At 70.1% G+C, this 22,563-nt stretch carries 24 protein-coding genes; 10 read left to right on the forward strand and 14 right to left on the reverse strand.

The window, feature by feature from the left end; genetic code table 11:
- Positions 1-89: 89 nt before the first annotated feature.
- The 3 genes from HAV40_RS24825 (at position 90) to HAV40_RS24835 (ending at position 1,583) form a co-directional block, all read left to right on the forward strand.
- The gene (locus HAV40_RS24825) at positions 90-389 is read left to right on the forward strand and encodes an ArsR/SmtB family transcription factor (RefSeq protein WP_166385334.1); all 300 of its coding nucleotides are present in this window, start codon (positions 90-92) and stop codon (positions 387-389) included.
- Complete coding sequence (locus tag HAV40_RS24830; RefSeq protein ID WP_166385222.1) at positions 386-772, forward strand: VOC family protein; 387 nt, start codon at positions 386-388, stop codon at positions 770-772. The genes HAV40_RS24825 and HAV40_RS24830 overlap by 4 nt, the downstream gene beginning before the upstream one ends.
- 112 nt (positions 773-884) lie before the next feature.
- Positions 885-1,583: a hypothetical protein gene (locus HAV40_RS24835; RefSeq protein ID WP_166385224.1), complete on the forward strand. Its 699-nt coding sequence runs from the start codon at positions 885-887 to the stop codon at positions 1,581-1,583.
- Here HAV40_RS24835 and HAV40_RS24840 read toward each other — a convergent pair.
- Positions 1,567-2,259, reverse strand: a complete 693-nt coding sequence (locus HAV40_RS24840; protein WP_166385226.1) for an alpha/beta fold hydrolase — start codon at positions 2,257-2,259, stop codon at positions 1,567-1,569. The genes HAV40_RS24835 and HAV40_RS24840 overlap by 17 nt on opposite strands.
- 35 nt (positions 2,260-2,294) lie before the next feature.
- The gene (locus HAV40_RS24845) at positions 2,295-2,864 is read right to left on the reverse strand and encodes a TetR/AcrR family transcriptional regulator (protein WP_239085722.1); all 570 of its coding nucleotides are present in this window, start codon (positions 2,862-2,864) and stop codon (positions 2,295-2,297) included.
- 105 nt (positions 2,865-2,969) lie between these two features.
- On the opposite strand from HAV40_RS24845, the gene HAV40_RS24850 reads away from it, so the two are divergent.
- Together HAV40_RS24850 and HAV40_RS24855 are read left to right on the forward strand one after the other, a co-directional pair.
- A complete protein-coding gene (locus tag HAV40_RS24850) occupies positions 2,970-3,902 on the forward strand; it encodes an SDR family NAD(P)-dependent oxidoreductase (protein ID WP_166385228.1) in 933 nt (310 codons plus the stop codon).
- A gap of 29 nt (positions 3,903-3,931) precedes the next feature.
- Positions 3,932-4,969: an MBL fold metallo-hydrolase gene (locus tag HAV40_RS24855; RefSeq protein WP_166385230.1), complete on the forward strand. Its 1,038-nt coding sequence runs from the start codon at positions 3,932-3,934 to the stop codon at positions 4,967-4,969.
- A gap of 128 nt (positions 4,970-5,097) precedes the next feature.
- Here the strand turns inward: HAV40_RS24855 and HAV40_RS24860 are convergent, their stop codons facing one another.
- The 3 genes from HAV40_RS24860 to HAV40_RS24870 are packed head-to-tail and all read right to left on the reverse strand — an operon-like array spanning position 5,098 to position 7,379.
- Positions 5,098-6,027, reverse strand: a complete 930-nt coding sequence (locus HAV40_RS24860) for an ABC transporter permease subunit (protein WP_166385232.1) — start codon at positions 6,025-6,027, stop codon at positions 5,098-5,100.
- A gap of 45 nt (positions 6,028-6,072) precedes the next feature.
- Entirely contained in the window at positions 6,073-6,990 is a 918-nt protein-coding gene (locus HAV40_RS24865) for an ABC transporter ATP-binding protein (protein ID WP_166385234.1), read from the reverse strand.
- Positions 6,987-7,379, reverse strand: coding sequence for a GntR family transcriptional regulator (locus tag HAV40_RS24870; RefSeq protein WP_166385338.1), 393 nt, complete (start codon positions 7,377-7,379; stop codon positions 6,987-6,989). Before HAV40_RS24870 ends, HAV40_RS24865 begins: the two co-directional genes overlap by 4 nt.
- Positions 7,380-7,540: 161 nt before the next feature.
- Here HAV40_RS24870 and HAV40_RS24875 point away from each other — a divergent pair, with 161 nt between their 5' ends.
- Positions 7,541-8,740 (forward strand): MFS transporter, encoded by a 1,200-nt coding sequence (locus HAV40_RS24875; protein WP_203670947.1) that lies wholly within the window; start codon positions 7,541-7,543, stop codon positions 8,738-8,740.
- A gap of 81 nt (positions 8,741-8,821) precedes the next feature.
- On the opposite strand, the gene HAV40_RS24880 is transcribed toward HAV40_RS24875, so the two are convergent.
- The 5 genes from HAV40_RS24880 to HAV40_RS24900 all read right to left on the reverse strand — a co-directional run bounded on the left by HAV40_RS24880 (position 8,822) and on the right by HAV40_RS24900 (position 13,089).
- The gene (locus HAV40_RS24880; RefSeq protein WP_203670946.1) at positions 8,822-9,343 is read right to left on the reverse strand and encodes a hypothetical protein; all 522 of its coding nucleotides are present in this window, start codon (positions 9,341-9,343) and stop codon (positions 8,822-8,824) included.
- 322 nt (positions 9,344-9,665) lie between these two features.
- Positions 9,666-10,670, reverse strand: a complete 1,005-nt coding sequence (locus HAV40_RS24885; RefSeq protein WP_166385238.1) for a hypothetical protein — start codon at positions 10,668-10,670, stop codon at positions 9,666-9,668.
- Entirely contained in the window at positions 10,663-11,250 is a 588-nt protein-coding gene (locus tag HAV40_RS24890; RefSeq protein WP_239085721.1) for a SigE family RNA polymerase sigma factor, read from the reverse strand. The genes HAV40_RS24885 and HAV40_RS24890 overlap by 8 nt, the downstream gene beginning before the upstream one ends.
- 165 nt (positions 11,251-11,415) lie before the next feature.
- Complete coding sequence (locus HAV40_RS24895) at positions 11,416-12,258, reverse strand: CHAP domain-containing protein (RefSeq protein ID WP_166385240.1); 843 nt, start codon at positions 12,256-12,258, stop codon at positions 11,416-11,418.
- A gap of 486 nt (positions 12,259-12,744) precedes the next feature.
- Complete coding sequence (locus HAV40_RS24900) at positions 12,745-13,089, reverse strand: hypothetical protein (protein WP_166385242.1); 345 nt, start codon at positions 13,087-13,089, stop codon at positions 12,745-12,747.
- 232 nt (positions 13,090-13,321) lie between these two features.
- Here HAV40_RS24900 and HAV40_RS24905 point away from each other — a divergent pair, with 232 nt between their 5' ends.
- Complete coding sequence (locus tag HAV40_RS24905) at positions 13,322-14,533, forward strand: helix-turn-helix domain-containing protein (protein ID WP_166385244.1); 1,212 nt, start codon at positions 13,322-13,324, stop codon at positions 14,531-14,533.
- 136 nt (positions 14,534-14,669) lie between these two features.
- Here HAV40_RS24905 and HAV40_RS24910 read toward each other — a convergent pair whose 3' ends face one another.
- Positions 14,670-16,919 carry a rhamnogalacturonan lyase family protein gene (locus HAV40_RS24910; RefSeq protein WP_166385246.1) on the reverse strand — a complete coding sequence of 750 codons (2,250 nt, stop codon included), beginning with the start codon at positions 16,917-16,919 and terminating at the stop codon, positions 14,670-14,672.
- A 263-nt stretch (positions 16,920-17,182) separates the two neighbouring features.
- On the opposite strand from HAV40_RS24910, the gene HAV40_RS24915 reads away from it, so the two are divergent.
- The 3 genes from HAV40_RS24915 to HAV40_RS24925 all read left to right on the forward strand — a co-directional run bounded on the left by HAV40_RS24915 (position 17,183) and on the right by HAV40_RS24925 (position 19,877).
- Complete coding sequence (locus tag HAV40_RS24915; protein ID WP_239085720.1) at positions 17,183-18,526, forward strand: chymotrypsin family serine protease; 1,344 nt, start codon at positions 17,183-17,185, stop codon at positions 18,524-18,526.
- Positions 18,527-18,758: 232 nt separating this feature from the next.
- A complete protein-coding gene (locus tag HAV40_RS24920; protein ID WP_166385248.1) occupies positions 18,759-19,163 on the forward strand; it encodes a hypothetical protein in 405 nt (134 codons plus the stop codon).
- Positions 19,164-19,376: 213 nt separating this feature from the next.
- Entirely contained in the window at positions 19,377-19,877 is a 501-nt protein-coding gene (locus HAV40_RS24925; RefSeq protein ID WP_166385250.1) for a hypothetical protein, read from the forward strand.
- Positions 19,878-20,053: 176 nt separating this feature from the next.
- On the opposite strand, the gene HAV40_RS24930 is transcribed toward HAV40_RS24925, so the two are convergent.
- The 3 genes from HAV40_RS24930 to HAV40_RS24940 are packed head-to-tail and all read right to left on the reverse strand — an operon-like array spanning position 20,054 to position 22,562.
- On the reverse strand, positions 20,054-20,809 hold the full coding sequence (locus tag HAV40_RS24930; RefSeq protein WP_203670944.1) for an ABC transporter permease: 756 nt from the start codon (positions 20,807-20,809) through the stop codon (positions 20,054-20,056).
- An 11-nt stretch (positions 20,810-20,820) separates the two neighbouring features.
- The gene (locus HAV40_RS24935) at positions 20,821-21,609 is read right to left on the reverse strand and encodes an ABC transporter permease (RefSeq protein ID WP_166385252.1); all 789 of its coding nucleotides are present in this window, start codon (positions 21,607-21,609) and stop codon (positions 20,821-20,823) included.
- On the reverse strand, positions 21,609-22,562 hold the full coding sequence (locus HAV40_RS24940; RefSeq protein ID WP_409364911.1) for an ABC transporter ATP-binding protein: 954 nt from the start codon (positions 22,560-22,562) through the stop codon (positions 21,609-21,611). The genes HAV40_RS24935 and HAV40_RS24940 overlap by 1 nt, the downstream gene beginning before the upstream one ends.
- Position 22,563 lies beyond the last annotated feature (1 nt).

Below are 22,563 nucleotides of genomic sequence, written 5' to 3' on the forward strand. Positions count from 1 at the left end.
GGCAACCTATCGGACCCGGCGGCCCGGCCACGGCAGGCGCCGTTCAGCCGTCCGGCGAGCCGACTTGATAGGCAAGTGATTACTTGCCTATAGTGGCTGACGTGGGCGACGTCTTCAAGGCACTGGCCGACCCGACCCGGCGGCACATCCTCGACGAGCTCGCCGAGCGCGACGACCAGACGCTGTTCGAGATCTGTGCCCGGTTGGCCGCCAAGCACCAGTTCACCTCATCGCGCCAGGCCGTCTCCCAGCACCTCGACCTGCTGGAGGCCGCCGGTCTGGTGCGTACCCGCCGCGAGGGGCGCTACAAGTTCCACACCCTCGACACCCGCCCGCTCGCGCAGATCGCGCAACGCTGGCTCCGTGACAAGCCACAGGAGAACCCATGAAGATCCACCTTGCCAGCATCCTCGTCGACGACCAGGCCAAGGCGCTGGCGTTCTACACCGACGTGCTCGGCTTCGTGAAGAAGAACGACGTCCCGATGGGCGAGTTCAGCTGGATCACCGTCGTCTCGGCCGAGGACCCCGACGGCGTCGAGCTGGTGCTGGAGCCCGACGCCCACCCGGCGGCCAAGCCGTTCAAGGCGGCCCTGGTCGGCGACGGCATCCCGTTCACCTCGTTCGCGGTGACCGACGTGCAGGCCGAGTACGAGCGCCTGACCAAGCTCGGCGTCGTCTTCACCCAGCCCCCGACGTCGATGGGCCCGGTCACCACCGCCGTGCTCGACGACACCTGCGGCAACCTCATCCAGATCGCCCACATGAACTGACGCGCGGTGGTGCGGTGGTCGGGTGTGGACGGTGGTGTCGGATCGGCGCGGTTCGCTCGGGGCGACGGGTAGGCGACTGCGTCGGCGGGCGCGCGGGCCTACGCTGCCGGGCATGCGCCCTACCCCTCTGCTCGCGCTGGCCGCCGTCTGCGTGCTCGCCACCGCCACCGCCTGTGGCGGCGACGAGGGCGACCCGGTCACCGCGCCCACGTTCTCCACCGTGGTCAGCCCGACCGCCGCCCCGGTCGCGTCGGCGTCGGCGGCGGCGTCCCCGGCTCCCGCGCGGAGCTCGGCCCGCCCATCACCGGCCGCGCCGTCCTGGCCGTCGCCGGCCGACTGCGTCTCCTACAACCCGAACAACCTGACCGTGCAGTACGAGGCGGGCATCCACCAGGTCATGGACGGGTCGAAGATCGTCGCGCGGCTGCACGGCGGCCCCGGCGAGAACATCGGCGACCAGGGGCTGGCCCTGGCCCAGCGGTACAAGCGGCACTGCTTCATCGGGCGTGGCAACGGGCGTGAGGACGCCAACGCCTTCGTGTTCGACTACTGGCGCGACTCGTCGGGCAAGCGCACCACGATCCCCGGCGAGGACGACGCCTGCTCGTCGTACGACCGGGGGAATCTGCAGGTCAACGACATGGGTGGCGGGCAGGGCTGGCGGGTCAAGGACGACGACAACGTGCTGCACCTGTTCGACGACGAGTCCGACGCCCGCGACGGCCGCCTGGTCCTGGCCAAGTACGGCCGGATCTGCCGCCTGGGCAACCCGCCCGACGACGACCAGGACTACGTCACGTACGGGCGGTGAGGAACGCCCGCACGGCGGCGGTGAATTCGTCGGGCCGGTCCTGGTGCACCATGTGACCGGCGTCGATGACGGTCAGCGCGCCGTCCGGCAGGGCCCGCGCCAGTTCGGTGATGGTCTCCTGGCGTACGTAGCTGGCCGGGCCGCCGGAGATCAGCAGCGTGGGCACGGTGATGCCGCGTGCCTCGTCGCGCCAGCGCGGGTCGGGCTCGTCGATCTGCGAGCGCAGCGCCAGCACCGCGTCCCAGTCGAACGGCAGCTCGCCCTCGGGCCGCTGCGGCGGCACCGGAGTCCTCGGGTACATCAGCCCGGCGTCCTCCACCACCAGCGCGGCCACCCGCTCCGGGAACCGGGCGGCGAACAGGTACGCCACCACACCGCCCAGCGAGTGCCCGATCACGGCGGCACGTTCGAGCTTCAGCGCGTCCAGCAGGGCCGCGACATCCGCCACCAGCACGTCGATCGCGTAGCCGGACGTGCGGTCGCTGAGTCCGTGGCCGCGCTGGTCCACGGCGTACACCCGCCACCGGTCGGCCAGCCGCCGCGCGACGGTGTCCCAGTCGCCCGGCCCTCCGCCGCCGATCCCGTGCAGCAGCACCACGGGCGGCGCGTCCGCCGCGCCCCACGCACGGTATGCCAGCCGCACCCCGCCGACGTCGGCGTGCTCGTAGTCGTTCATGGGGCGAACCTATCGCGCTCGGCGGAGTCTCCAGCTCAGCGCCCGGGGCGCAGCCCTTCCCGGACGACCTCCAGCACGCGGGCGGGGGTGCTGTCACCGCCGTAGCGCTGCATGGCCTGGCAGCCGACCATCAGCGTCTTCACGTCGGCGACCGTGACGTCGGCGCGCACCGCGCCCGCGCCCTGCGCCCGTTCCAGCAGCTCGCGCATGGCGTCCATGAACGCCTGCTCGTGCCGGGGCATGACGGCCTCGATGTCGAAGCCCTCCCCGGCCAGCGCCTCGACCAGGCCCTTGTCGGTCGCCCCCGCGGTGGTCATCAGGTCGAAGAAGTCGAAGAACGCCTGGCCCGGTGCGGTGGTCGCGGCCAGTTCACGGGCCGTGTTCACCAGGTGCTCGACCCGGTCCACCACGATGGCCTGGTACAGCGCCTCCTTGGTGGGGAAGTGCCGGTAGACGGTGCCCGCGCCGACCCCGGCCCGCCGCGCGATCTCGTCGATGGGCACGCCGAGGCCCTCGGCCGCGAACACCTCGTACGCGGTCCGCAGCACCTTGTCGCGGTTGCGGCGGGCGTCGGCGCGCAGCGGCCGCCCCACGGTGCCGGTCACGACTTCTCCCGGCGGGGGAGACGTGGGTCACTGGCAAAGCGGGGCGCACGTTCCGTATAGTAAGTGGGGCGCACGTTCCGATTATATGCACTCCGAGGAGACGCCATGAACGCCACAGCCACCAGGCCGGGCCGCTGGACCGCCGCGGACGTGCCCGACCAGACCGGCCGCGTGGCCGTGATCACCGGGGCCAACACCGGCATCGGCTTCGAGGCCGCCAAGGTGCTCGCCGCCCGGGGCGCGACCGTGGTGCTGGCCTGCCGCAACCCCGACCGCGCCGGGGACGCGCTCGCCCGGCTCACCGCGTCGAACGCCGTCGCCCGCGTCGAGTTCCTGCGCCTGGACCTGACCTCGCTCGCCTCGGTCCGCGAGGCCGCCGCCGAGCTGCGCACCCGCCACTCCGCGATCGACCTGCTGATCAACAACGCGGGCGTGATGTGGACGCCGCGCAGCACCACCGCCGACGGCTTCGAGCTGCAGTTCGGCACCAACCACCTGGGCCACTTCGCGTTCACCGGACTGGTGCTCGACCGGTTGCTGCCGGTCGCCGGCTCCCGTGTGGTCACCGTCAGCAGCGTGGGTCACCGCACCGGGCGCATCGACTTCGACGACCTGCAGTCCGAGCGCAGGTACGGCCGCCACCGCGCCTACGGGGCCTCGAAGCTGGCCAACCTGATGTTCACCTACGAGCTGCAGCGCCGCCTGGAAGTCGCGGGCGCCGACACCGTCGCGCTGGCCGCCCACCCCGGCGGCGCGGGCACCGAACTGGTGCGCAACGCCCCGTCGCTGATCCGCCGCCTCTACCCGCTGTTCGAGCCGCTGGTCACGCAGAGCGCCGAGCGGGGCGCCCTGCCGACCCTGCGCGCGGCGACCGACCCGGTCACGCGCGGCGGGGAATACTACGGACCGGACGGTATCGGCGAGGTCAAAGGCTTCCCCAAGCGCGTCGGCTCCTCCGCCCGCTCGCACGACAAGCTCGTCCAGCGCCGCCTGTGGGAGGAATCGCTCGAGCTCACCGGCGTCACCTTCCCCGTCTGACCGACCCACCGACCACTAAGGACACACCGATGCCGGCCATCCTCGCCGCGCTGGGCGCGACCCCCAGCGGAGCCCGCGCCGAGCGGGTACGCCAGTCGCCGCACTTTCGCGACGGCTCCTTCCAGAACAGCACGCCCACCCGCACCATGGTCGGCGGCGAGAGCCGCCCCAGCGTGCGCGAGTTCCTGACCGGCGGTGAGCGCCGCCGCCCGAGCGCCCCGGTGCCCCTGGTCACCGCCGAGCCGTCGACCTCCGCCGACGGGCTGCACCTGACCTGGTACGGCCACGCCACGGTGCTGGTGGAGATCGAGGGCGCGCGGGTGCTGCTCGATCCGGTGTGGAGCGACCGGTGCTCGCCGACCCCGGGCATCGGCCCCAAGCGCCTGCACCCGATGCCGGTGGCGCTGGCCGACCTGCCGCGCGTCGACGCGATCGTCATCTCGCACGACCATTACGACCACCTCGACATGCCCACGATCCAGGCGCTGACCCGCAGCCAGCAGGCCCCGTTCCTGGTGCCGCTGGGCGTCGGCGCGCACCTGGAGCGCTGGGGCGTGCCCGACCACCGGATCATCGAGCTGGACTGGGAGGAGAGCGCCGACGTCGCCGGGCTGACCCTGACCGCGACCGAGGCCCGCCACTTCTCCGGCCGCACCCTGCGCCGCAACGGCACCCTGTGGAGTTCCTGGGTGATCGCGGGCGAGCAGCGCCGCGTCTTCTACACCGGCGACTCCGGCTACTTCGAGGGCTACGCCGCCATCGGCGAGCGGCACGGCCCGTTCGACGCGACGCTGATGCAGATCGGCGCGTACGACAAGGGCTGGCCCGAGATCCACATGTTCCCCGAGGAGGCCGTCGCCGCCCACCTCGACCTGCGCGGCGACCTGCTCATCCCGGTCCACTGGGCCACCTTCAACCTGGCCCTGCACCCGTGGGCCGAGCCCGTCGAGCGCCTCTGGGCCGAAGCCAAGGCCCGCGACGTCAACCTCGCCATTCCGCGCCCCGGCGAACGCGTCGACGCGACCGCCCCACCGGCCCTCGACCCGTGGTGGCAGGCATTGTCCTGACGGCAGGCCACATGCGCGATCCGGACCGGGTGGCGAGACGGACATCCGTCGCGCCGCCCGGTCCGCTGTTCAGCTGCCGCGAAGGCTCCCGGTGACGTGCGCCGCGCAGCACGCTCAGGGGGCCCGCGTCACTGTCGTCTGCGCAGCGTCCATGAGAAGGCGACCGCGCCGAGCAGCGCCGTCGAGACGGCCAGGATCGCCGCCTGCGTCCACTGGAACCGCCAGAAGCGGCTGGCCGGGTGGTACTCCACCGTCGCGAGGTACCCCTGCCCGGCCAGGCAGCTGTCCCGCTTGCGCTGCCCGGCCTCGGTGTCGGCCTCGCCGGGCGCGGGCGGGCACAGCGCCGACGGCGGGTCGGCGATCTCCCGGCCTGACGTGTCGGTCCACACGTTGCCGGTCAGGATCGCGCCCTGGTCGAGGATCGCCTGGTACTCGGTGTAGGACGCGCGCAGCGGCTCGGCGTAGGCGTCGCGGGCGAAGACCATGACCGGGAACACCAGCGCGATGACCGCGAACGTCACCGCCATCGCGGCCAGGGTCCGCCGCACGATCGTGCTGACCGCGACGCCCAGGGTGAACGCGAACAGCCACCAGGCCGCTGCCGCGACGCCGACCAGGTTGAACAGGCCCGCGTTGGAGAACGCCGGGCCGACGACGTCGTCGAAGACCGACAGCCAGGCCCCGACCATCGCCGACAGCGCCAGTCCGGCCGCCACCACCAGCACGGCGAGCAGGCCCACCTTGACGCCGAGCCACCGGCGCACCGAGACCGACTGGGTCCAGGCCAGCTTGTTCGTGCCGCGCTCGAATTCGCGGCCGATCAGCGGGGCTCCCCAGAACGCGCCGACCAGCGCCGGGCCGAGCAGCGGCAGGATGCCGAGCACCGCCTGGTACACGAGCCCGTAGCGCTGGGTCAGCGCGGCGTTGACCGCGCGGCACTGCTCGGCCGGACCGGGGCAGCCCGCGACGACGTGCTCGGCCAGGTAGCGGGTCGCGTCCAGCGCCGAGGCCAGCAGCAGCGCGCCCAGCACCACCAGTAGACCGGTGGTGGCCAGCACCTGGGCACGATGTTGACGCCAGGTCAACCAGTACATGGTGTCCTCTCAGTTCTGGCACATGGCCGGTTGCAGCGCCGTGGCGGCGGGGTCGCGAAGGTAGGTCAGGACTAGTTCCTCCAGCTCGACCGGGCGGGTGGTCCAGTCCGGACCGGCTGCCGGTGCGGATCCGCGCACCAGCAGGCTGGCCTGCCGGCCGACGGTGTGCCGGGTCACCACCTGCTGCTCGGCCGCCACCGCGTCGGCCCCGTCGGCCGGTCCGACGAGCAGGTGGTGGCTCGCCAGCAGCTCGTCGATGTCGCCGCTGACCTGCAGGCGGCCGCGGTTGAGCACGACCAGCCAGTCGCACGTGTCCGCCAGGTCGGGCACCACGTGCGAGGACAGCAGGACGGTCAGGCCCGTCTCGGCGACGGCGGCCATCAGGTGCCGGGTGACGTCGTGGCGGGCGAGCGGGTCCAGGTCGGCGAGCGGCTCGTCCAGTACCAGCAGGCTTGGTTGCTTGGCCAGGGCGAGGGTCAGCGCGACCTGGGTCTGCTGGCCGCCCGACAGCCTGCCGACCTTGCGGTCCAGCGGGATCTCCAGCTCGTCCAGCCGCTGCCGGGCCAGCTCACCGTTCCAGCGGGGGTTGAGGTCGCGCCCGAACCGCAGCATCTCCCGGACCCGGAAGTTGCGGTAGAGCGGCTTGTCCTGGGCCAGGAACGCCACGCTGGTCAGCGCCTGCGCGTCGCGCCCGACGGTGTCGCCGAACACGGCGATCTCGCCGGAGGTCGGCTCCAGCAGCCCCACGACCAGGTGCAGGAACGTCGTCTTGCCCGAACCGTTCGGGCCGACCAGGGCCGCGACCCGTCCCGCCGGGATGGTGAGCGTGCAGTCGAGCAGGGCCTGGTTGCTGCCGTACCGCTTGCTCAGGTTCACGGCCTCCAGAGCGGCCGGCCCGAGGCCGGAGGCGTTCGTTCGTGCTGTCATGTGCTGTCCTCTCGAAACACCTCATTGAGTACGGCGGCGAAGAGCGCCTTCACGTCCTCGCGGTCCAGCCCCGCCGCCCGGCCTGCCTGCACGACCCGGTCCAGCTCCCGCCGGGTCTCGTCCTGGGCGGCGACGGTGGCGACGCCGAGGGTGCCCTGGACGAAAGTGCCCAGGCCGGGCCGGCCGACCGCGAGGCCCTGGCGTTCGAGGTCGCGGTAGGCCTTCAGGACGGTGTTCGGGTTGATGGCGAGCCGGTCGACCACCTCCCGGGCGGTCGGCAGCTGGTCGCCCGGTTGCAGCACGCCGAGCCGGATCGCGTGCTTGACCTGCTGCACGATCTGCAGGTAGCTGGCGATGCCGGACGCGCGGTCCAGATGAAACTCGATCAGGGCATCCTCAATTCACTACTTAATTAGTGTAAGCATTAACTCTCGATCGTCCGTTGTCAAGCAGTGGCCCCACTCCGGTACGTTGACGGCGACGACCGGCAGGGGAGGCGGCTCTGGCAGCGACCGAGACGACGCCGGTACATGGCCTGTGGCCGCTGCTGGTGGCGCAGACACTGTCCGCGCTCGGCGACTCCTTCTCGTACGTCGCGATCCCGCTGCTCGTCCTGCACACCACCGGTTCCGTCGCGCAGATGGGCGTGGTCACCGCGCTCGGCGGCGCGGCGTCGCTGGTCACCGGCCTGTTCGCGGGCGTCGTCGTGGACCGGTTCGACCGCAGGCGGCTGCTGGTCGGCTGCGACCTGGCCAGACTCCTGCTGTACGCGAGCATCCCGCTGGCCTGGCTCGCCGGTCCCCAGGTCTGGCTGCTCTACCTGGTCCTGCCGCTGGCCAGTGCGTGCGGCATGGTGTTCCGGGTGGCGCACGTGACCGTCGTGCCGAGCCTGGTGCCCGCCGACCAGATCACCCGCGCCAACAGCCGCCTGTTCGCGGCGTCGTCGACCGCATACCTCGTCGGCCCGGCCCTGGCCGGTCTGCTGTCCGGGCGGTTCGGCCCGACGACGGCCATCGCGCTCGACGCCTCGACGTTCGCCGTCTCCGCAGCGGTGCTGGTCCTGCTCCGGCTGCGGCCGGCCGAGCACCCCACCGACGGCGAGCGGCCGATCGACGTGCTGCTCGCCGGGGTCCGGTTCATCGCCCGGCACCCGGTCCTGCGGCCGCTGACGGTGCTGCTGACCATCCTGAGCAGCCTCACCTTCGGGCTCACCGACGTGGTGATCTACCGGCTGAAACACGACCTCGGCCAGAGCGACGGCACCGTCGGCTACGTGCTCGCGGTCGGCATCGTGGGCACGCTGCTCGGCTCGGTCGCGGTGGCCCGGCTGCGGCGGCGGTACGGCTTCGCGCCGACGTGGACCGCCGCCTGGGCCCTGTGCGGCGTCGCCATGGCCGCGATCGGGCTGGCCCGGCCGGTGCCGCTGGTCGCCGCCGCCGCGACCGCCGTGCTGGGCTGCACCGCCGTCGCGGGCATCGTCTCGATGTCACTGCGCCAGGAGGTGACCCCCGCACCGCTGCTCGGCCGCGTCACCTCGGCATTCTGGACCCTGCACTCGGCCCTGACTCCACTGGGCGCGGCCGCGCTGACGGCGGCGGCCGCAGGCTACGGCTCGGCGGCGACCCTGATCGCGGCCGGTGCCCTGTGCACGGCCACGGCGGCGACCGCGCTGTTCACACCCCTGTTCCCGCGTCGGCAGCCGAACCCGGCTCCGGCGTCGGGTAGTCCGGCGCGGGCGTCGGCCGAATAGTCCACTCCGCATCCTGAGTTACCGGCTGTCGTGGCCGGGGAACGCTTCTCGGCGTTCTTCGCGCCGGACGGGAGTCGGCGGTCACCGGGCGCGCGCGGACTTGTGCCAGTACTCCGCGTGCTCGGTCGTCATGCGCGTCACGCGGTCAGGGGCGGGCGGTGCCGGCCAGAACTGGAGCAGGTAGTGGTCCCAGGGCGGCTGGCCCTCCTGCGGCACACCGCCCTGGTGGCCCTCTGTCATGCCGCGAGCGCTGTACCGGACCCGGTAGTCGCCGTCCGGCAGATCGAGCGGATACCGGTCGCCGCAGCACTCGACCAGTTCCAGACCGTCGCTGTCCGTCGTGAAGGAGACCTCGACGGCGTCCTCCCAGACGCCCGGCAGCGTCGGGCGGTCGCGGTGCAGCTCGACGGTGAACCCGATGCGGCCGGTGTGGGTGCCGGTGAACATGAGCAGCGTGCCGGGTATGCCCGCCCCGCACAGCCCGTTGACCTGCCCGAGGAAAGCGCCGTTCACGTCGCCTTCGATGGTGGCTTCACTGCTCTCGACGTAGATCTGGTGGTAGGAGACATGCACTTCCTGATGCAGCAGCACCTTGACGGACACCGGACCCCCTCGTGATCGACTACGGGCAAGTCTGCCAGCTCGGCACGACATCCGTGACCACTGGTTCGACAGCTCACGAAGGGTCTCCTTCCTGGTCTGTGACGCTAGGAGGAGTCTCCGGCCTGCGGAGCCGGGTGGCGATCACGGTCGCCGAACCGGCGGCCAGCGCGGGCAGGGCGACCGCGAGCACGGCCCCGAGCCGACAGGGCGTCGCCGCACGCGCTGGCGGCGGCGACCGCGCCCGCGACGGCGTACGAGCCGGCGGCCTGACCGCGATCAGGCCGCCGGTGTGGTCACCTCAAAGGCCGCCGACGTGCCGCGCTCATCTGGTGACCAGGTAGTAGGCGACGGCCACGGCAGGATCCTCAGGACGGCGGTCGAAAATCACCTTCCGCGTGGCGGCGCGCTTCGCCGTGACCGTGATCGTGATCGGCGAGGGCCGCTCGGAGCAGCGAACCGTCCTGGTGCTGCCAGCCTCACCCACCCTGAGCGTCGCCTTGATCGTGCCGGTCCCGGCGCAGGTCAAGGTCAGCACGTAGATGCCGGCCTTGGCGTCTGGGTCCGTGTCGATCTCCGTCCGGTCGATGACCATGCTGACGCCGCCCACGTGATCGCCGCTGGGTCGCGCCAGCGCGTAGTCCGCGATGGCCATCAAGGGGTCGGTGACCATCGCTGCGAACCCGGCGCGAGAGCGTGCCAGGCCGTCGCCGGTAACCGACAGCGTGATCAGCCCCGGTGCCCGGAGCTGTACCTCGGCACGTGCCGCGGGGGAGTCGACATTGCCGTCGGCGGGCGGATCGGTGCACGGGGCGTCCATGGTGCCCTCGTCGTCATCGGTCCGCCAGTCCACGGTGATCCTGCCGACTCCCCGGCAGACGGCGACCAGGGTGTATCTGCCCGCAGGCAGGGGCTGCGCGGCAGTGCCGAGCAGGTGGGTGGACCCCCCGGCGGCGGCGTCCACCGGTCCGAACGCGACCCCTCGGCGCAGCCGCTCGGGCGTGAAACCCAGGCGATCCAGCGCCTTCACGCCGAGCTGCCGCAACTGGTCCGCGTTCAGCGCCGGCCCGGCGAACACCGTGGGAGACGGGCTCGCGGACGGCACGGCCGGCTGGACCGGCGCGGGCGCGCCCAGCAGCGTAGCCGAGTAGCCGCCCACCGCCAGGACGAGGGCGGTCAGGGCCGCGACGGCTGAGACGCGAGCGGTCCGTCGCCGCCGCACGGTACGGCGCGCGACCGGCACCCCCGGCACGACGATCTCGTCCGGCGCCTGCATCCGGAACTGGAAGAAGGCCTCGGCCAGCGGTTCGTGCTCCATCTGCTCAGGCATTGCGGACCTCCTCCGCGCTGGGCCGCAACTGCTCGCCGAGCGCGATCCGCGCCCGGTGCAGCCACGACTTCACGGTCCCCGTCGACACCTGCATGGTCTCGGCGACATCGACGACGGCCTGGTCGGCCAGGTAGTGCAGCACCACCGCCTGACGCGGGCGCGGCGGCAGCGAGCGCAGCGCCGCGAACAGCGCCACCCGGTCCGGGCTCGGCTCCGGGGCGTGCACCTCCCGATGCCTGCGCCGGAACGCGGTGGCGATCCTGGACCGCCGGAAATGCGAGGTGGCCAGGTTCCAGGCGACGCGGCGGACCCAGGCGACCGGGTCGTCGTACGCGCTGACGTCCTTCCACCGATGCAGCGCCCGGCAGAAGGCCTCCTGCGTGACGTCCTGCGCCTCCTGCCGGTCGCCGAGGTACGCGAACAGCTGCGTGGTCACCGAGGTGAAGTGCGCCGCGTACAACTCGTCGAAGTCGTGGCGCCCTTGCTCGCCTGGCGCCCCGGACCTCGCGCCCTCAGGAGCGCGGCGGGCGCCGTGCGTCGGCGTCCCGGCCGCGTTCATGGAGTTCCCATCCCTGTCCATCCGTTCCGTCCCGCCGACCCTGTCAGGCCGGACGGGGACAACACGAAGTCCCCGCGCTCCGGGTTGCGTCCGCACCGGGGAATTTCCGTGACCGTGACGCGCCAGGTCCCCGGCACGAGCGCGCCGGGGACCTGGATACTGACCGGGCGGGTCACCCGGCGAGGCTCACTTGAAGCGTACGAACTGGGAGAACTGGCTGTTGGCCGTGCCCACCGAGACGGTGCGGTGGCTGTAGGCCGAGCCGCCGTTGTAGTTGTACTCGTCGACCTCGAAGGTGCCGTTGCTGTTCACCCTCGTCACGAACGCGACGTGACCCCAGGTGCCGCCGAGGCGGACCGCGACGTCACCGGCCTTCGGGCTGCCGTACACCGGGATGCCCGCGCTGCGGGCGGCGGCGGCCCAGTTGTTCGCGTTGCCCCAGTGCACGCCGTCGTAGTAGTTGTGGAAGGCGATGCCGAGGCGGCTGCGCACGGCCCACGCGGCGAAGCTGGTGCACTGGCCCTTGTAGAAGTTCCACGGGTCGACGCCGGTCGTCGCACCCCGGTAGGGGTAGTCGTCCTTGGCGGGGTAGCTGCTGCCGCCACCGGTCGGGGCGGGCTGGTGCGAGGCGTTGTTGTTCTTCAGCGAGGCGTTCAGGTTGGCCTTCGCGCCCGACGCGATGTCCTGGCTCGTGCCGCCGAAGTCGCTGTTGAAGTAGACGCGGATCGTGGAGCCGGTGCGGTTCCAGGCCGACGCGGCATTGTTCTTGACGCATACGCCCTGGCCGTTGCCCGCGCTCTTGAACTCGAAGCACGACGGCTGGGTGGCACCGTAGTCAGCCTGCGACGCGACGTGGTCGGAGATCGACCCGGCGTAGTCGCTGTTGTAGAAGTAGCAGAACTCGCCGCTGTCGCAGACACCGTCGCGCGACGCCGCCTGGGCCGGTGCCGCGGCGGTGCCGACGCCGACGATGGCCAGCGCGACGGATACGCCGATGGCGCGCAGCGCGCGTCCGACTCTCGTTGACATGGATTCCCCTCCCCGAGGATGGAGCTGAGGTGCACGGTGAGGCGAATCTACGGAGACGGATTACACATTGCATACAATCTGACTACAGCCGCTTAACCTGCCAAAACGGATCACACCTGGCGTGCGTGCAGCCAATCATCGCCAGGCTCAGGTGGCAAGGCTGAACCACTCGGACGTGCCTGGTCAGCCTGTGGCCGCCTAGTTGGCGTCAATCGGCTTCGATCACGCCGAAGAGGCAGATCCAGCAGGTCGAACCATCGGACAGCTGCTGGACGCCGTGGCACTGCGGGCAGACTATCCAGGCGGAGGCGGCATACCAGGACAGGCAAAACGGCAGGGCGCAGCCCCGGCGACCGCAGCTGATACAGACACCTGCGAAGTTCCATCGGGGCGGTTTTACCGGGGCAGTCGATGGGGGAGTGGCTAAGGCCATGTGCAGCTCCACGGTTCACGGTATGGGCGAAAGCTTGCCGGTCGGAGTCGACATCAACGCTCCGCGACTCGGCGACGTCGTTTCTGCGCCTTGCCCAGGATCTGGCCTGGGTAGAGGAGTCGTACCTGGGCCGGGCCACCCTCAACCGGCACGCTTACCAGCGGCAATCCGAACTGGGAGTCGCAGCCGACGATCGTTGCGAGCAGATCGGGGCTGAGGTCGATCCGCACGAGATCGCCGATCGTGACGCGGCTGCCGTCTGCGACGAACCATTGAGCCCTCGGGGTGTCCATCAGTCCAGCGCTCGCAGGCCGCTGATGATTTGACGTAGCAGCTCGGTGTTGTGCGTTGCCCAACCGTAAAGCGGTGCGAATCGCGGAAAGCGGGTTGTCGAGCACGGTGGGCTCCCTCGTGTCGGACGGGTCGGCGACGAGCAAGCCACCGAGGTGGCCCGCTCACTGATCGTCGGAGGTTGAGCCGACGATCGAACGCATCCAGAGCCTAGGGATTGATCGATGTAGTACAAGCTACGTCGCGTCACCGGTTACAACGTGTACCCATCGACGTATTCATCAGCGCCTGGGCATGCTGCATCATGGATACACCGCTGTATCCCCTGAGGAGGTTGCCGTGTTGGAGCCGAGCATCGACATCGGACGCCGCGTCGAAGTGCACCGGCGCGCGAAGGGGCTTTCCCGGGAAAAGCTGGCCGCCATGGCTGAGGTCTCACCGGCACTGGTCAAGGCCATCGAGACCGGCAAGCGCACGCTGACCCTGCGTACCGCGCAGCGCTTGGCACCGATCCTCGGCGTGCGTGACCTGTCCGACCTGTACGGCGATGCCGTGCAGTTGCCCATGGGCACCAGGGCCACCCACGAAGGCATGTACGACCTGCGACGGGTCCTCACCACCTGGCAGTTGCACGTCGAAGGCGAGCCGGTGTCGTCCGAGTATCTGCGGGGTGCCGTCGACATGGCGTGGTCGACCTGGCATCACTCGCGCCAGCAGCGGTCCGAGGTCGCGGTGCTGCTGCCGGGCATGATCGAGCAGGGTCAGCGAGCTGTCCGGCTGCTGGAGGGCGCCGAGCGCCGCAGGGCGAAGTCGATGCTTGCCCAGACCTATCACCTCGCCCAGGCGTACATGGCCTGGCACGGCGAACGCGAACTGGTCTGGCTGACCGTGGAGAAAGGCATGACCACCGCCCTGGAGTCCGACGACCCGGTGACGATTGCCTTCGCGACCTGGTACAGCGCGCACCTGCTGCGGTCGGTCGGCCGGAGCGAGGAGGCACTGGAGCGGCTTGCCGACGCTCGTGCGCTCGTGACCGCAGCGGCCGGCGACAACCCGACCACCGAACAGCTCGCGATGCTCGCCGACCTCTGGAACTGCTCGGCCCTGACCAGGGCACGTGACCACGACCAGAGCGCCTGGGCGGACTGGTCCAACGGCGAGCGCGCCGTCGCGGCACTGCCCGCCGGCTACGTCCACCCGTGGACGCGCGTCGGCACGGTGTTGTCGGAGGTGTACGCGGTGATGATCGCAACGGAACTCGGCGACGCCGAGGAGGCCCGGCGTCGCGCACAGAACTTGGACCCGGCGTCGATTCCGTCCGTCGACCGGCAGGCGCGGCACCTGATCGAACTCGCGCGGGGTGCGGACCTGGACGGGTCGAAGGAGGGGACCGTGCACCTGCTGTCCCGTGCGGCATCGGTGAGCGCCGAGACCGTGAAGTTCACTCCACCCGCCCGCGAGATGATCGACCGCCTGCTGCTGAGCGCGCCGTCGACCCTGCGGGCTGATGTGGAGTCACTTGCCAGGGCGACATCGGTGACGCGCGACTGAGGTCCGAGCGGTATACCCAGATCTCTTTATCGGGCAGTCAGGACCGGGCCCGCCACGTCGTCGATGACATGCTCGACGAGCCCGGCCCTGACGGCCTGTCGACGGCCTGATCCGAATGATCAGGCCGGGATGGAGATCATCTGAGGTAGATGTTCGGGGAGGGCGGGGTGCTCATGCCGTCGCCGAGGAAGAAGCTCGGGTGGGGCGGCTGGTTGTAGGCGGTGTTCTGCCAGGCGACGGCGACCCGGTACATCGGGTCGTGCATCAGGGTGTGGATGCGCCGGTCGGTGGTGCTGGTCGTGGCGTAGATGCGCAGCGCCGTGTTGTCGCTGGTACGCCAGATCACCTCCTCGCGCCAGTCGCCGAACAGGTCCGCTGACAGCGCGGGAGTCGACTTGGTGCCGTTGTTCGAGGCGACGTTGCTGCCGGTGAGCAGGCGGGTGTCGCCGCTGGTGCCGTACTTGTCGATGTGCGTTCCGTCGAGCAGTTCCCGGACCGGGTCGCCGTCCCACCAGACCAGGAAGTTGATCGAGCCGGGTTCCCGGCCAAGCGACGCCCCGTTGGCGGTGTTGCGCAGGGTGGTGTCGCTGGCCGACCAGGCTTCCGCGCCAGGACTGCCGGCCCAGATGTCACCCGCGACGCCGCGGCCGTTGTCCGCGCCGGTCGCGGTGGACCACAACACCTGGCCGGTACGCGCGTCCGCGAGCCACGAGCCCGGCTGGCTGGTCGACTCGCTGACCTTGAACACCTCCAGCCCGGCCCGGCTTGGGACGAAGTCCCCGACGTGCAGGGCGTCGCCGTGGCCACGGCCGGTGTTCCACAGCGGGGTGCCGTTGTCGTTGATGGTCATCGCGCCGAAGATGATCTCGTCGCGGCCGTCGGCGTCGACGTCGCCGATGGACAGCTGGTGGTTGCCCTGCCCGGCGTACGCACTGCCGGCGCTGTTGGAGTCGAACGTCCAGCGCCGGGTCAGCGAGCCGTTGCGGAAGTCCCATGCCACGATGACGGTACGGGTGTAGTAGCCGCGCGACATGATCAGTGACGGGCGGGTGCCGTCGAGGTAGGCCGTGCCCGCGAGGAAGCGGTCGACGCGGTTGCCGTAGTTGTCGCCCCACGCGGACACGGTGCCGCGCGCGGGCTCGTAGCCGACCGTGGACAGGGCCGCGCCGTTGAGGCCGTTGAACATGGTCAGGTACTCGGGGCCGGTCAGGATGTAGCCGCTGGAGTTGCGGTAGTCGGCGCTCGCGTTGCCGATGACGGTGCCGACGCCGTCGCGGGTCGCGTCGGCGGTCTTCATAGCCACTTCGGCGCGGCCGTCGCCGTCGTAGTCGTACACCTGGAACTGGGTGTAGTGGGCCCCGGCGCGGATGTTGCGGCCCAGGTCGATGCGCCACATGCGGCTGCCGTTGAGCCGGTAGGCGTCAACGTAGACGTTGCCGGTGACACCGGACTGGGAGTTGTCCTTGGCGTTGTCCGGGTCCCACTTGAGCACGATCTCGTACTGGCCGTCGCCGTCGAGGTCGCCGACAGAGGCGTCGTTGGCGGAGTAACCGCTGGCCGGAGCCGAGATCGGCACGTCGAGGTAGTTGCCGCCCGCGAAGCGCAGCGACGATGCCGACGCGGCCTGCTCGGTGCCGTTGACCACGGCGCGCACCGTGTAGGACGCGTCGGCGGCGGCACCGCTGTCCAGGTAGTTCGTCGAGTTGGTGATCGGCGACGCGTTCACCTTGGTGCCGCCGCGATACACGTTGAAGCCGGTGCTGTAGGACTCGGTGCCCAGCAGCCGCCAGGAGACCAGGTTGGCGCTACCGGACCGGACGCTGACCAGGCCCCTATTCAGGTCCTCCATCTGCTTGGCCCCGGACGGCGGCTGCCCGGACGGCGACGGGCTCGGCGAGGCGGGCGCGGACGGTGACGCTGACGGCCGTGGGGACGCCGAGGCCGACGGTGCCGCCGAGGTCGGCGCGGGTGCGCCGGTGCAGGTGGTGCCGTTGAGCGCGAAGCTCGCCGGGGCCGGGTTCGACGAGTTGTTCCAGGACGCGTTGAAACCGAACGCGGTGCTGGCGTTGGTGGCGATCTGTGCGTTGTAGCCCGCGTCGGTGACGGACACGTTCGCGCCGGACTGGGTGAAGCTGCCGCCCCACAGCTGGGTGACGGCCTGCCCGGCGGTGTACGCCCAGGTCAGGGTCCAGCCGTTGACGGGGTCGCCGAGGTTGGTGATGGTGACGTTGGCGCCGAAGCCGCCGCCCCACTGATTGGTGACCGCGTAGTCGACGCGGCAGCCTGCGGCCGCCTGGGCGCTGACCGCGGTCACGACGCCGGCGGTCAGGACGGTGACGGTGGCGGCGGTGAGCACCGCGAGCCGTCGTCGGGTACGAGTGGGCATGTGCCTCTCCGAGGATGGGTGCGTAGCCGGGTGGACCCGGCCTGGCTCGGATGCAAGCCCGGTGCATCCGTTTCGCCCAATACGCGGTAGCGTGCCCTGCTCCCGACAGGGATGTTAGACCCGTCGATGGACGGCCACAAGGAGATCGGCATGCCACTGCTTCGGAAGCCCGGGAGGGTCAGATGCGCTGCCCCCCAATGATCTTCTCGACGGGCTAAAATCGTTGAGTCCTGTTTAGAGCGACCCACCACTCTCGGAGTGTTATGGACCCGCTGTTCTCAACTCCGCGCGGCCTGATGCGCAAAGGTTCGATCACGATGGCGGCAGTCGCGCTGCTCGTCATATCCATGACCGTTTCGAATCCCATTGCAGCTGCGAGCGTAGGGAATTCATCGGTCCCAGAGGTGTCCGATCCGCAGGCGACAGAAAACCTCGATGTAACGATGCTGGCAACGATGCGTCGGCAGGAGAAGTTGGAGCCTGCGCTTCAAGCCCTGGGCGATGCGCAGCTCGGCGATCTGCAGTCGGGCTTCGCCGGGTTCGCGTTCGAGGGCGAAGGCCTGACAGTCTACTGGAAAGGCGACCTCGCTCCGGCCATGGCAGGAGCGCTTGAGAGGGCCCGCGGGTTCGGTCCGGTAACGGTCAGAACGGCGGCCTTCTCTGAGGCCGAACTCAAAGGTGCCGCGAGAAAGATCGCAGCCGTAATGAAGGCTCGTGGCGCAACTGACATCCAGTCGATCACTTTCAATCCAGATGGCAGCGGCCTCGAAGTGAGCCGTGAGCCCGCCGATCACGTTGCGGAGCTGGCGAACGCCAGGGCAGCCAAGGGCAAACCGGAATTGATTCGTGCTGAGCAGATTGTGGCCGAGGCGCGGATTTCTGTTCCGGTGCGATTGTCAACCGCGACTGACCGTATCGCGCTGATGGTCACCCGCGGCGACGATTTTGCAGCCTGGAATGGGGGAAGCCGTTGGGAGGCGTGGCGCGGATTGGACTTCCGCGGGGCCTGTACCACGGGGTTCGGCGTACATGCTGGTTCGCGCAGTTTCGTACTCAGCGCCGGACACTGCGCGAGTCCGCCAGACTACGCGTTCCAGGGTTACTCCAGCTACACCGGCACAAGCAAGTTCGAGAACATGGGCCCAGTTTTCGATGACGACTGGCGGTCGGATCTGCTGCTCATCGACGCACCGGGCTGGTACAAGATCTTTGATGGCTCGCCCACGACCAGCGTGACCAAGAAAGTCAACAGTTGGGGTTACTGGGCAAAGGACCAGCTGGTATGCCATTCTGGAATGATCAGTGGCACGATATGGGGGCTAAAGCAGGTAAAGTCCGGAAATTATAATGTCAGTTGCAGCAACCCTGACTCTGACGGCGACTGCAACTACGTAATCGAGGGTCTTATCGAGACCACACAGATCGATGGAGCGACAGCGGTGCGTTCTGGTGACAGTGGGAGCCCGGTGTTCACCCTGGACGGCTCCGGGGTTCGCGCGAAGGGCATAGTCTCAGCTGGTAGCGGCACCAAGATGTATTTCCAAGACTGGGCGGACGTCATCCGCGTGTTCGGGGCATACCCCAATACCAGCAGCACTACGTCGTAATGTCGTCCTCCGGTGGCGGCCGGCACTGCGTCGCCACCGGCTTGGTCACGCGTACTGCCGGTCCTTCGGTGGAGAGGTCGCCGCCATGTTCCCGCTTCTACCGCCGATCTGGCGGCCGTCGCGAAGGTTTCGCCGACGGTCGGGCCTTCGCGCGCTGTGCTTGGCAACCGCTCTCGCAGCAACTGGATGTGCGCCGGACACTACTGCCACCGACTCAGGTGCGGAGCCGCCAATGGGAACGCCCGCACCGGCGATATGCCCGCAGACCTGGGACGACCTAACCCCGTCGGCGACCTCGCGCCGAGGCACGCTGGTGCCGGGCGGGGCCGCCGAGGCGCTGCTGTGCAGCTACCCGCCTGTGGGCAACCCGCCGCTGGCGCTGGGCGTCAGCCGCAGGATCACGGACAGAGCCAACGAAGTGGGCGCGTATCTCAATGGGCTTGCGGCCGAGGCCCAGCCGGACACCGTCTGCTCGGCCTCCCAGAGCACCGCGCACATCATCGTCTTCGGTTACCAGGACCGTGCGCCGGTCATCCTGCATGCGCGCAACTGCGCCTGGGACCGGCAGGGCATCACCCGCTACGGTGCCGATCTCCGGAAAATCACCGCGTACTGGGGCGCTGCCTGGAACGAGTGACGCTATGAGATGCGGGCTGGCAGAAGTCGGTCTGCGCCGCAGCCACGGGTTCTCGGGCGGCACACTTCCGCAGTGGCAGGCGTGAGGAATGGCAATGTCTGCTGACAGCATGTGAGCGGGCACCTTCGTACCCGTACGCCGGGGCGGGGCAGCGGACCGACCGGGAGTGAGAGATCATTCGTCGATGCGGCGCGACGACCGATAGGGCGGGCCATGGGCTACACGGGACGGATCGTGGTGGGACGGTCCGAGCTGGCAGCGCTGCGGTCCAAGACGTTGCGGGAGTACGGCGTCAGGGTGCTCTGGCAGTGCGCCTACCAGGACGGATGGTGGCAGGTCCAGCTCGACGGCGACGGTGACCGGCCGGTGGCGATGCTGCGCGCCCTGGCGGCCGAGACCGGGCGGCCGGTGCTGTCCGCGTACGTGCTCGACAGCGACTTCGCCGAGGTGGTGGGCATGACGCCGGGCGGCACCCGGTGGCGCGCCTACCTCAACGAGCGGTCGGCGGCGGAGTACGGCGCGCCGCCGTTGCCGTACGCGCACGACGAGCTGCTGGCGCAGGTGCTGACGTGGGCGGCCGAGGCGGGGCTCGCCGCGGCAGCCGTCGGCGAGGCGTTGGTCGCGCAGCATATCTTCGCCGAGGAGGCCTTCGGCGCCCTGCTCACGGCCCTCGGCCTGGTCCAGGTGGAAGCGACGCCCCGCGACGCCCCCTAGCCCCGCCGCCCGCCGCCGGACGGTCCCCGAACGACCAGCCCACGCCGGGCGAGCCCGGGGCACCCGTTCGCAACTCTTAAAAACTCGCGGCCTCCACTCGTCATGGAGGCCGCGAGTTTTTAAGAGTTGCGGCTCAGGGCAGGAGGAGGCGGCGGCTCGGGGTAGGAGGAGGCGGGTCAGGGGAGGAGGAGGTGGGAGAGGCGGCGGGTGGCGAGCCAGGAGCCGAGGGCGGCCATGGCGAGCAGGTAGGCGACGGCGATGAGCATGCCGGGGTGCAGGTGGCCGGTGGTGAGGCCGCGTAGGAGTTCGATGCTCTGGTAGAGGGGGAGGGCGGCGACGACGGGGCGGATGGCGGCGGGGTAGACCGACAGCGGGTAGAACGTCGTCGCGAACAGGAACATCGGCAGCATGAACAGCTGCAGGTACTGCTGGTGGTGGAACTCGCGGATGACGGTGATCGCGGCCATGCCCGCGGCGGAGAAGGCGTACGCGATGAGCATGCAGGCGGGAAGGGCGAGCAGTGCCCACCACGAGTGGACCATCCCGAACGCGGCGATCACGATCAGGAAGCAGGCCGCCGACAGGGTGCTGCGCAGCACCGACGCGGCGATCTCGCCGTACGCGATATCGCGTACGGTCAGCGGGGTGGTGATGATCGCGTCGTAGAACTTCTCGAAGCGCAACCGCCACCAGACGGCGCCGGTGGTCTCGGCGATGGCCGAGTTCATGGCGGAGGTGGCCAGCAGTGCGGGGGCGACGAACGCGGCGTACGCGACCGCGCCGCCGCCGCCGTCGATGAGCTGTCCGATGCCGACGCCGATCGACATCAGGTAGAGGAACGGCTCGAACACGCCGTTGACGGCGAGGTTCCACGGCCGGCCCTTGCGCAGCACCCACAGGTGCCGCAGGACGATCACGTGCGCGGCGGGCATCATGGTCCCCTTCACGGGTGCAGGTGGCGGCGGAAGTTGCGCCGGGCCAGGAGGTATCCCGCGAGCGCCATGGCCGACAGGTACGCGGTGTGGGTGAGGCTGCCCGCCCAGGTGGCGGTGCCGAGGGTGAGGGTGCGGCACAGTTCGACGCCGTGCCACAGCGGCGTGAGCGCGACCAGGTGCTGGGCGGCCTCGGGTAGCTGGGTGGTGGCGAAGAAGGTGCCGGAGAACAGGTACAGCGGCATCACCACCCATTTGAACAGCGTCTGCACGGGGCGTACGTCGGGCAGCGTCACCGCCCACGCGGTCACCGGCATCGCGAACGCGAACCCGGTCAGCGCGGCGGCGGGCAGGGTCAGCGCGGCCAGTGGTGAGGTCGCGACGCCGAAGGCGAACATGACGGCGCAGAACGCGGTCGCGCCGATGGCGACCTTCACGGCCATGAACAGCGCGTGGCCGTTGAGCACGTCGACGGGTTCGAGCGGGGTCGCGACCGCGACCGGGTAGGCGCGGCCGGGCATGCGGTGGTAGCTGACCGGGAACGCCGACTCGATGATGCCGTTCTGCATGGACGCGGCGGCGAGCATGCCGGGTGCGAAGAACGCCAGGTAGCTCACCCCGCCCAGGGCGGCGACGTGCGAGCCGACGATGGTGCCCAGTCCCGCGCCGATGGCGATCAGGAACAGCAGCGGGTTGGCCACGCTGATGACGATGGTGCCCTTCCAGTTGCGGCGGTAGTGCAGCCAGCAGTAGCGGTAGAAGCGCAGGGCCATGCCCCGTGGGGCGGTGTCGGTCGTCATCAGTCGACCAGCGTCCGGCCGGTGAGCGCGAGGAACACGTCCTCCAGGCTGGATCGGCGCACCAGCGCGGTGACGGGGGTCAGGCCGAGGGTGTGCGCGGCGGCCAGCGCGGCGTCGCCCTCGGCGGTGTACCACAGCAGCCGGTCGGGCAGTTCCTCGATGCGGTCGCCGGTGACGGCCTGGCGCAGCTTGTCCAGGGCGGCGGCCTGCTCGCCGATGCCGAAGCGCAGTTCGAGGACTTCGCGGGTGGCGTGGGCGGCGATCAGCTCGGCGGGGGAGCCCATCGCGACGATCTTCCCGCCGTCCATGACGACGAGCCGGTCGCAGAGCTGCTCGGCCTCGTCCATGTAGTGGGTGGTCAGCACGAGGGTGACGCCCTGCTGCTTGAGCCGGAACAGCCGGTCCCACAGCACGTGCCGGGCCTGCGGGTCCAGGCCGGTGGTGGGTTCGTCGAGCAGCAGGATCTCGGGCTCGTTGATCAGGGAGCGGGCGATGGTGAGCCGCCGCCGCATGCCGCCTGACAGCGCGTCGACGCGTTCGGCGGCCTTGTCGGACAGTTGCGCGAAGTCCAGCAGGCCGGTCGCCCGCTCGTCGATGACGTCGGTGGACAGTCCGAAGTAGCGGCCGTAGATGAGCAGGTTCTCGCGGACGCTGAGTTCGGTGTCGAGGGCGTCGTCCTGTGGCACGACGCCGATCCGGGCGCGGATGCGGCGGCCGTCGGCGGCCGGGTCGAGGCCGAGCACGCGCAGCGTGCCCGCGGTGGGCGGGGATACGCAGGCGAGCATGCGCATGGTGGAGGACTTGCCCGCGCCGTTGGGGCCGAGGAAGCCGAAGGCCTCGCCCCGGTGCAGGGTGAAGTCGATGCCGTTGACGGCGGTGAAGGGGGCGGAGCGTTTGTCCCGCGGCGGGTAGGTCTTGACGAGCCCCGTGGCTTGTGCGATCACGTCTGACACG

Source organism: Catellatospora methionotrophica (assembly GCF_011297335.1).
Taxonomy (GTDB): Bacteria; Actinomycetota; Actinomycetes; order Mycobacteriales; family Micromonosporaceae; genus Catellatospora; species Catellatospora methionotrophica.

Bases quoted from the DNA above. Each gene is read 5' to 3' on its own strand.
- HAV40_RS24840 (WP_166385226.1), bottom strand. From the start codon at position 2,259: ATGAACGACTACGAGCACGCCGACGTCGGCGGGGTGCGGCTGGCATAC.
- HAV40_RS24930 (WP_203670944.1), bottom strand. From the start codon at position 20,809: ATGCCCGCCGCGCACGTGATCGTCCTGCGGCACCTGTGGGTGCTGCGC.
- HAV40_RS24865 (WP_166385234.1), bottom strand. From the start codon at position 6,990: ATGACAGCACGAACGAACGCCTCCGGCCTCGGGCCGGCCGCTCTGGAG.
- HAV40_RS24850 (WP_166385228.1), top strand. From the start codon at position 2,970: ATGAACGCCACAGCCACCAGGCCGGGCCGCTGGACCGCCGCGGACGTG.
- HAV40_RS24915 (WP_239085720.1), top strand. From the start codon at position 17,183: ATGGACCCGCTGTTCTCAACTCCGCGCGGCCTGATGCGCAAAGGTTCG.
- HAV40_RS24895 (WP_166385240.1), bottom strand. From the start codon at position 12,258: ATGTCAACGAGAGTCGGACGCGCGCTGCGCGCCATCGGCGTATCCGTC.
- HAV40_RS24885 (WP_166385238.1), bottom strand. From the start codon at position 10,670: ATGCCTGAGCAGATGGAGCACGAACCGCTGGCCGAGGCCTTCTTCCAG.
- HAV40_RS24910 (WP_166385246.1), bottom strand. From the start codon at position 16,919: ATGCCCACTCGTACCCGACGACGGCTCGCGGTGCTCACCGCCGCCACC.
- HAV40_RS24935 (WP_166385252.1), bottom strand. From the start codon at position 21,609: ATGACGACCGACACCGCCCCACGGGGCATGGCCCTGCGCTTCTACCGC.
- HAV40_RS24890 (WP_239085721.1), bottom strand. From the start codon at position 11,250: ATGGACAGGGATGGGAACTCCATGAACGCGGCCGGGACGCCGACGCAC.
- HAV40_RS24835 (WP_166385224.1), top strand. From the start codon at position 885: ATGCGCCCTACCCCTCTGCTCGCGCTGGCCGCCGTCTGCGTGCTCGCC.
- HAV40_RS24830 (WP_166385222.1), top strand. From the start codon at position 386: ATGAAGATCCACCTTGCCAGCATCCTCGTCGACGACCAGGCCAAGGCG.
- HAV40_RS24925 (WP_166385250.1), top strand. From the start codon at position 19,377: ATGGGCTACACGGGACGGATCGTGGTGGGACGGTCCGAGCTGGCAGCG.
- HAV40_RS24920 (WP_166385248.1), top strand. From the start codon at position 18,759: ATGGGAACGCCCGCACCGGCGATATGCCCGCAGACCTGGGACGACCTA.
- HAV40_RS24855 (WP_166385230.1), top strand. From the start codon at position 3,932: ATGCCGGCCATCCTCGCCGCGCTGGGCGCGACCCCCAGCGGAGCCCGC.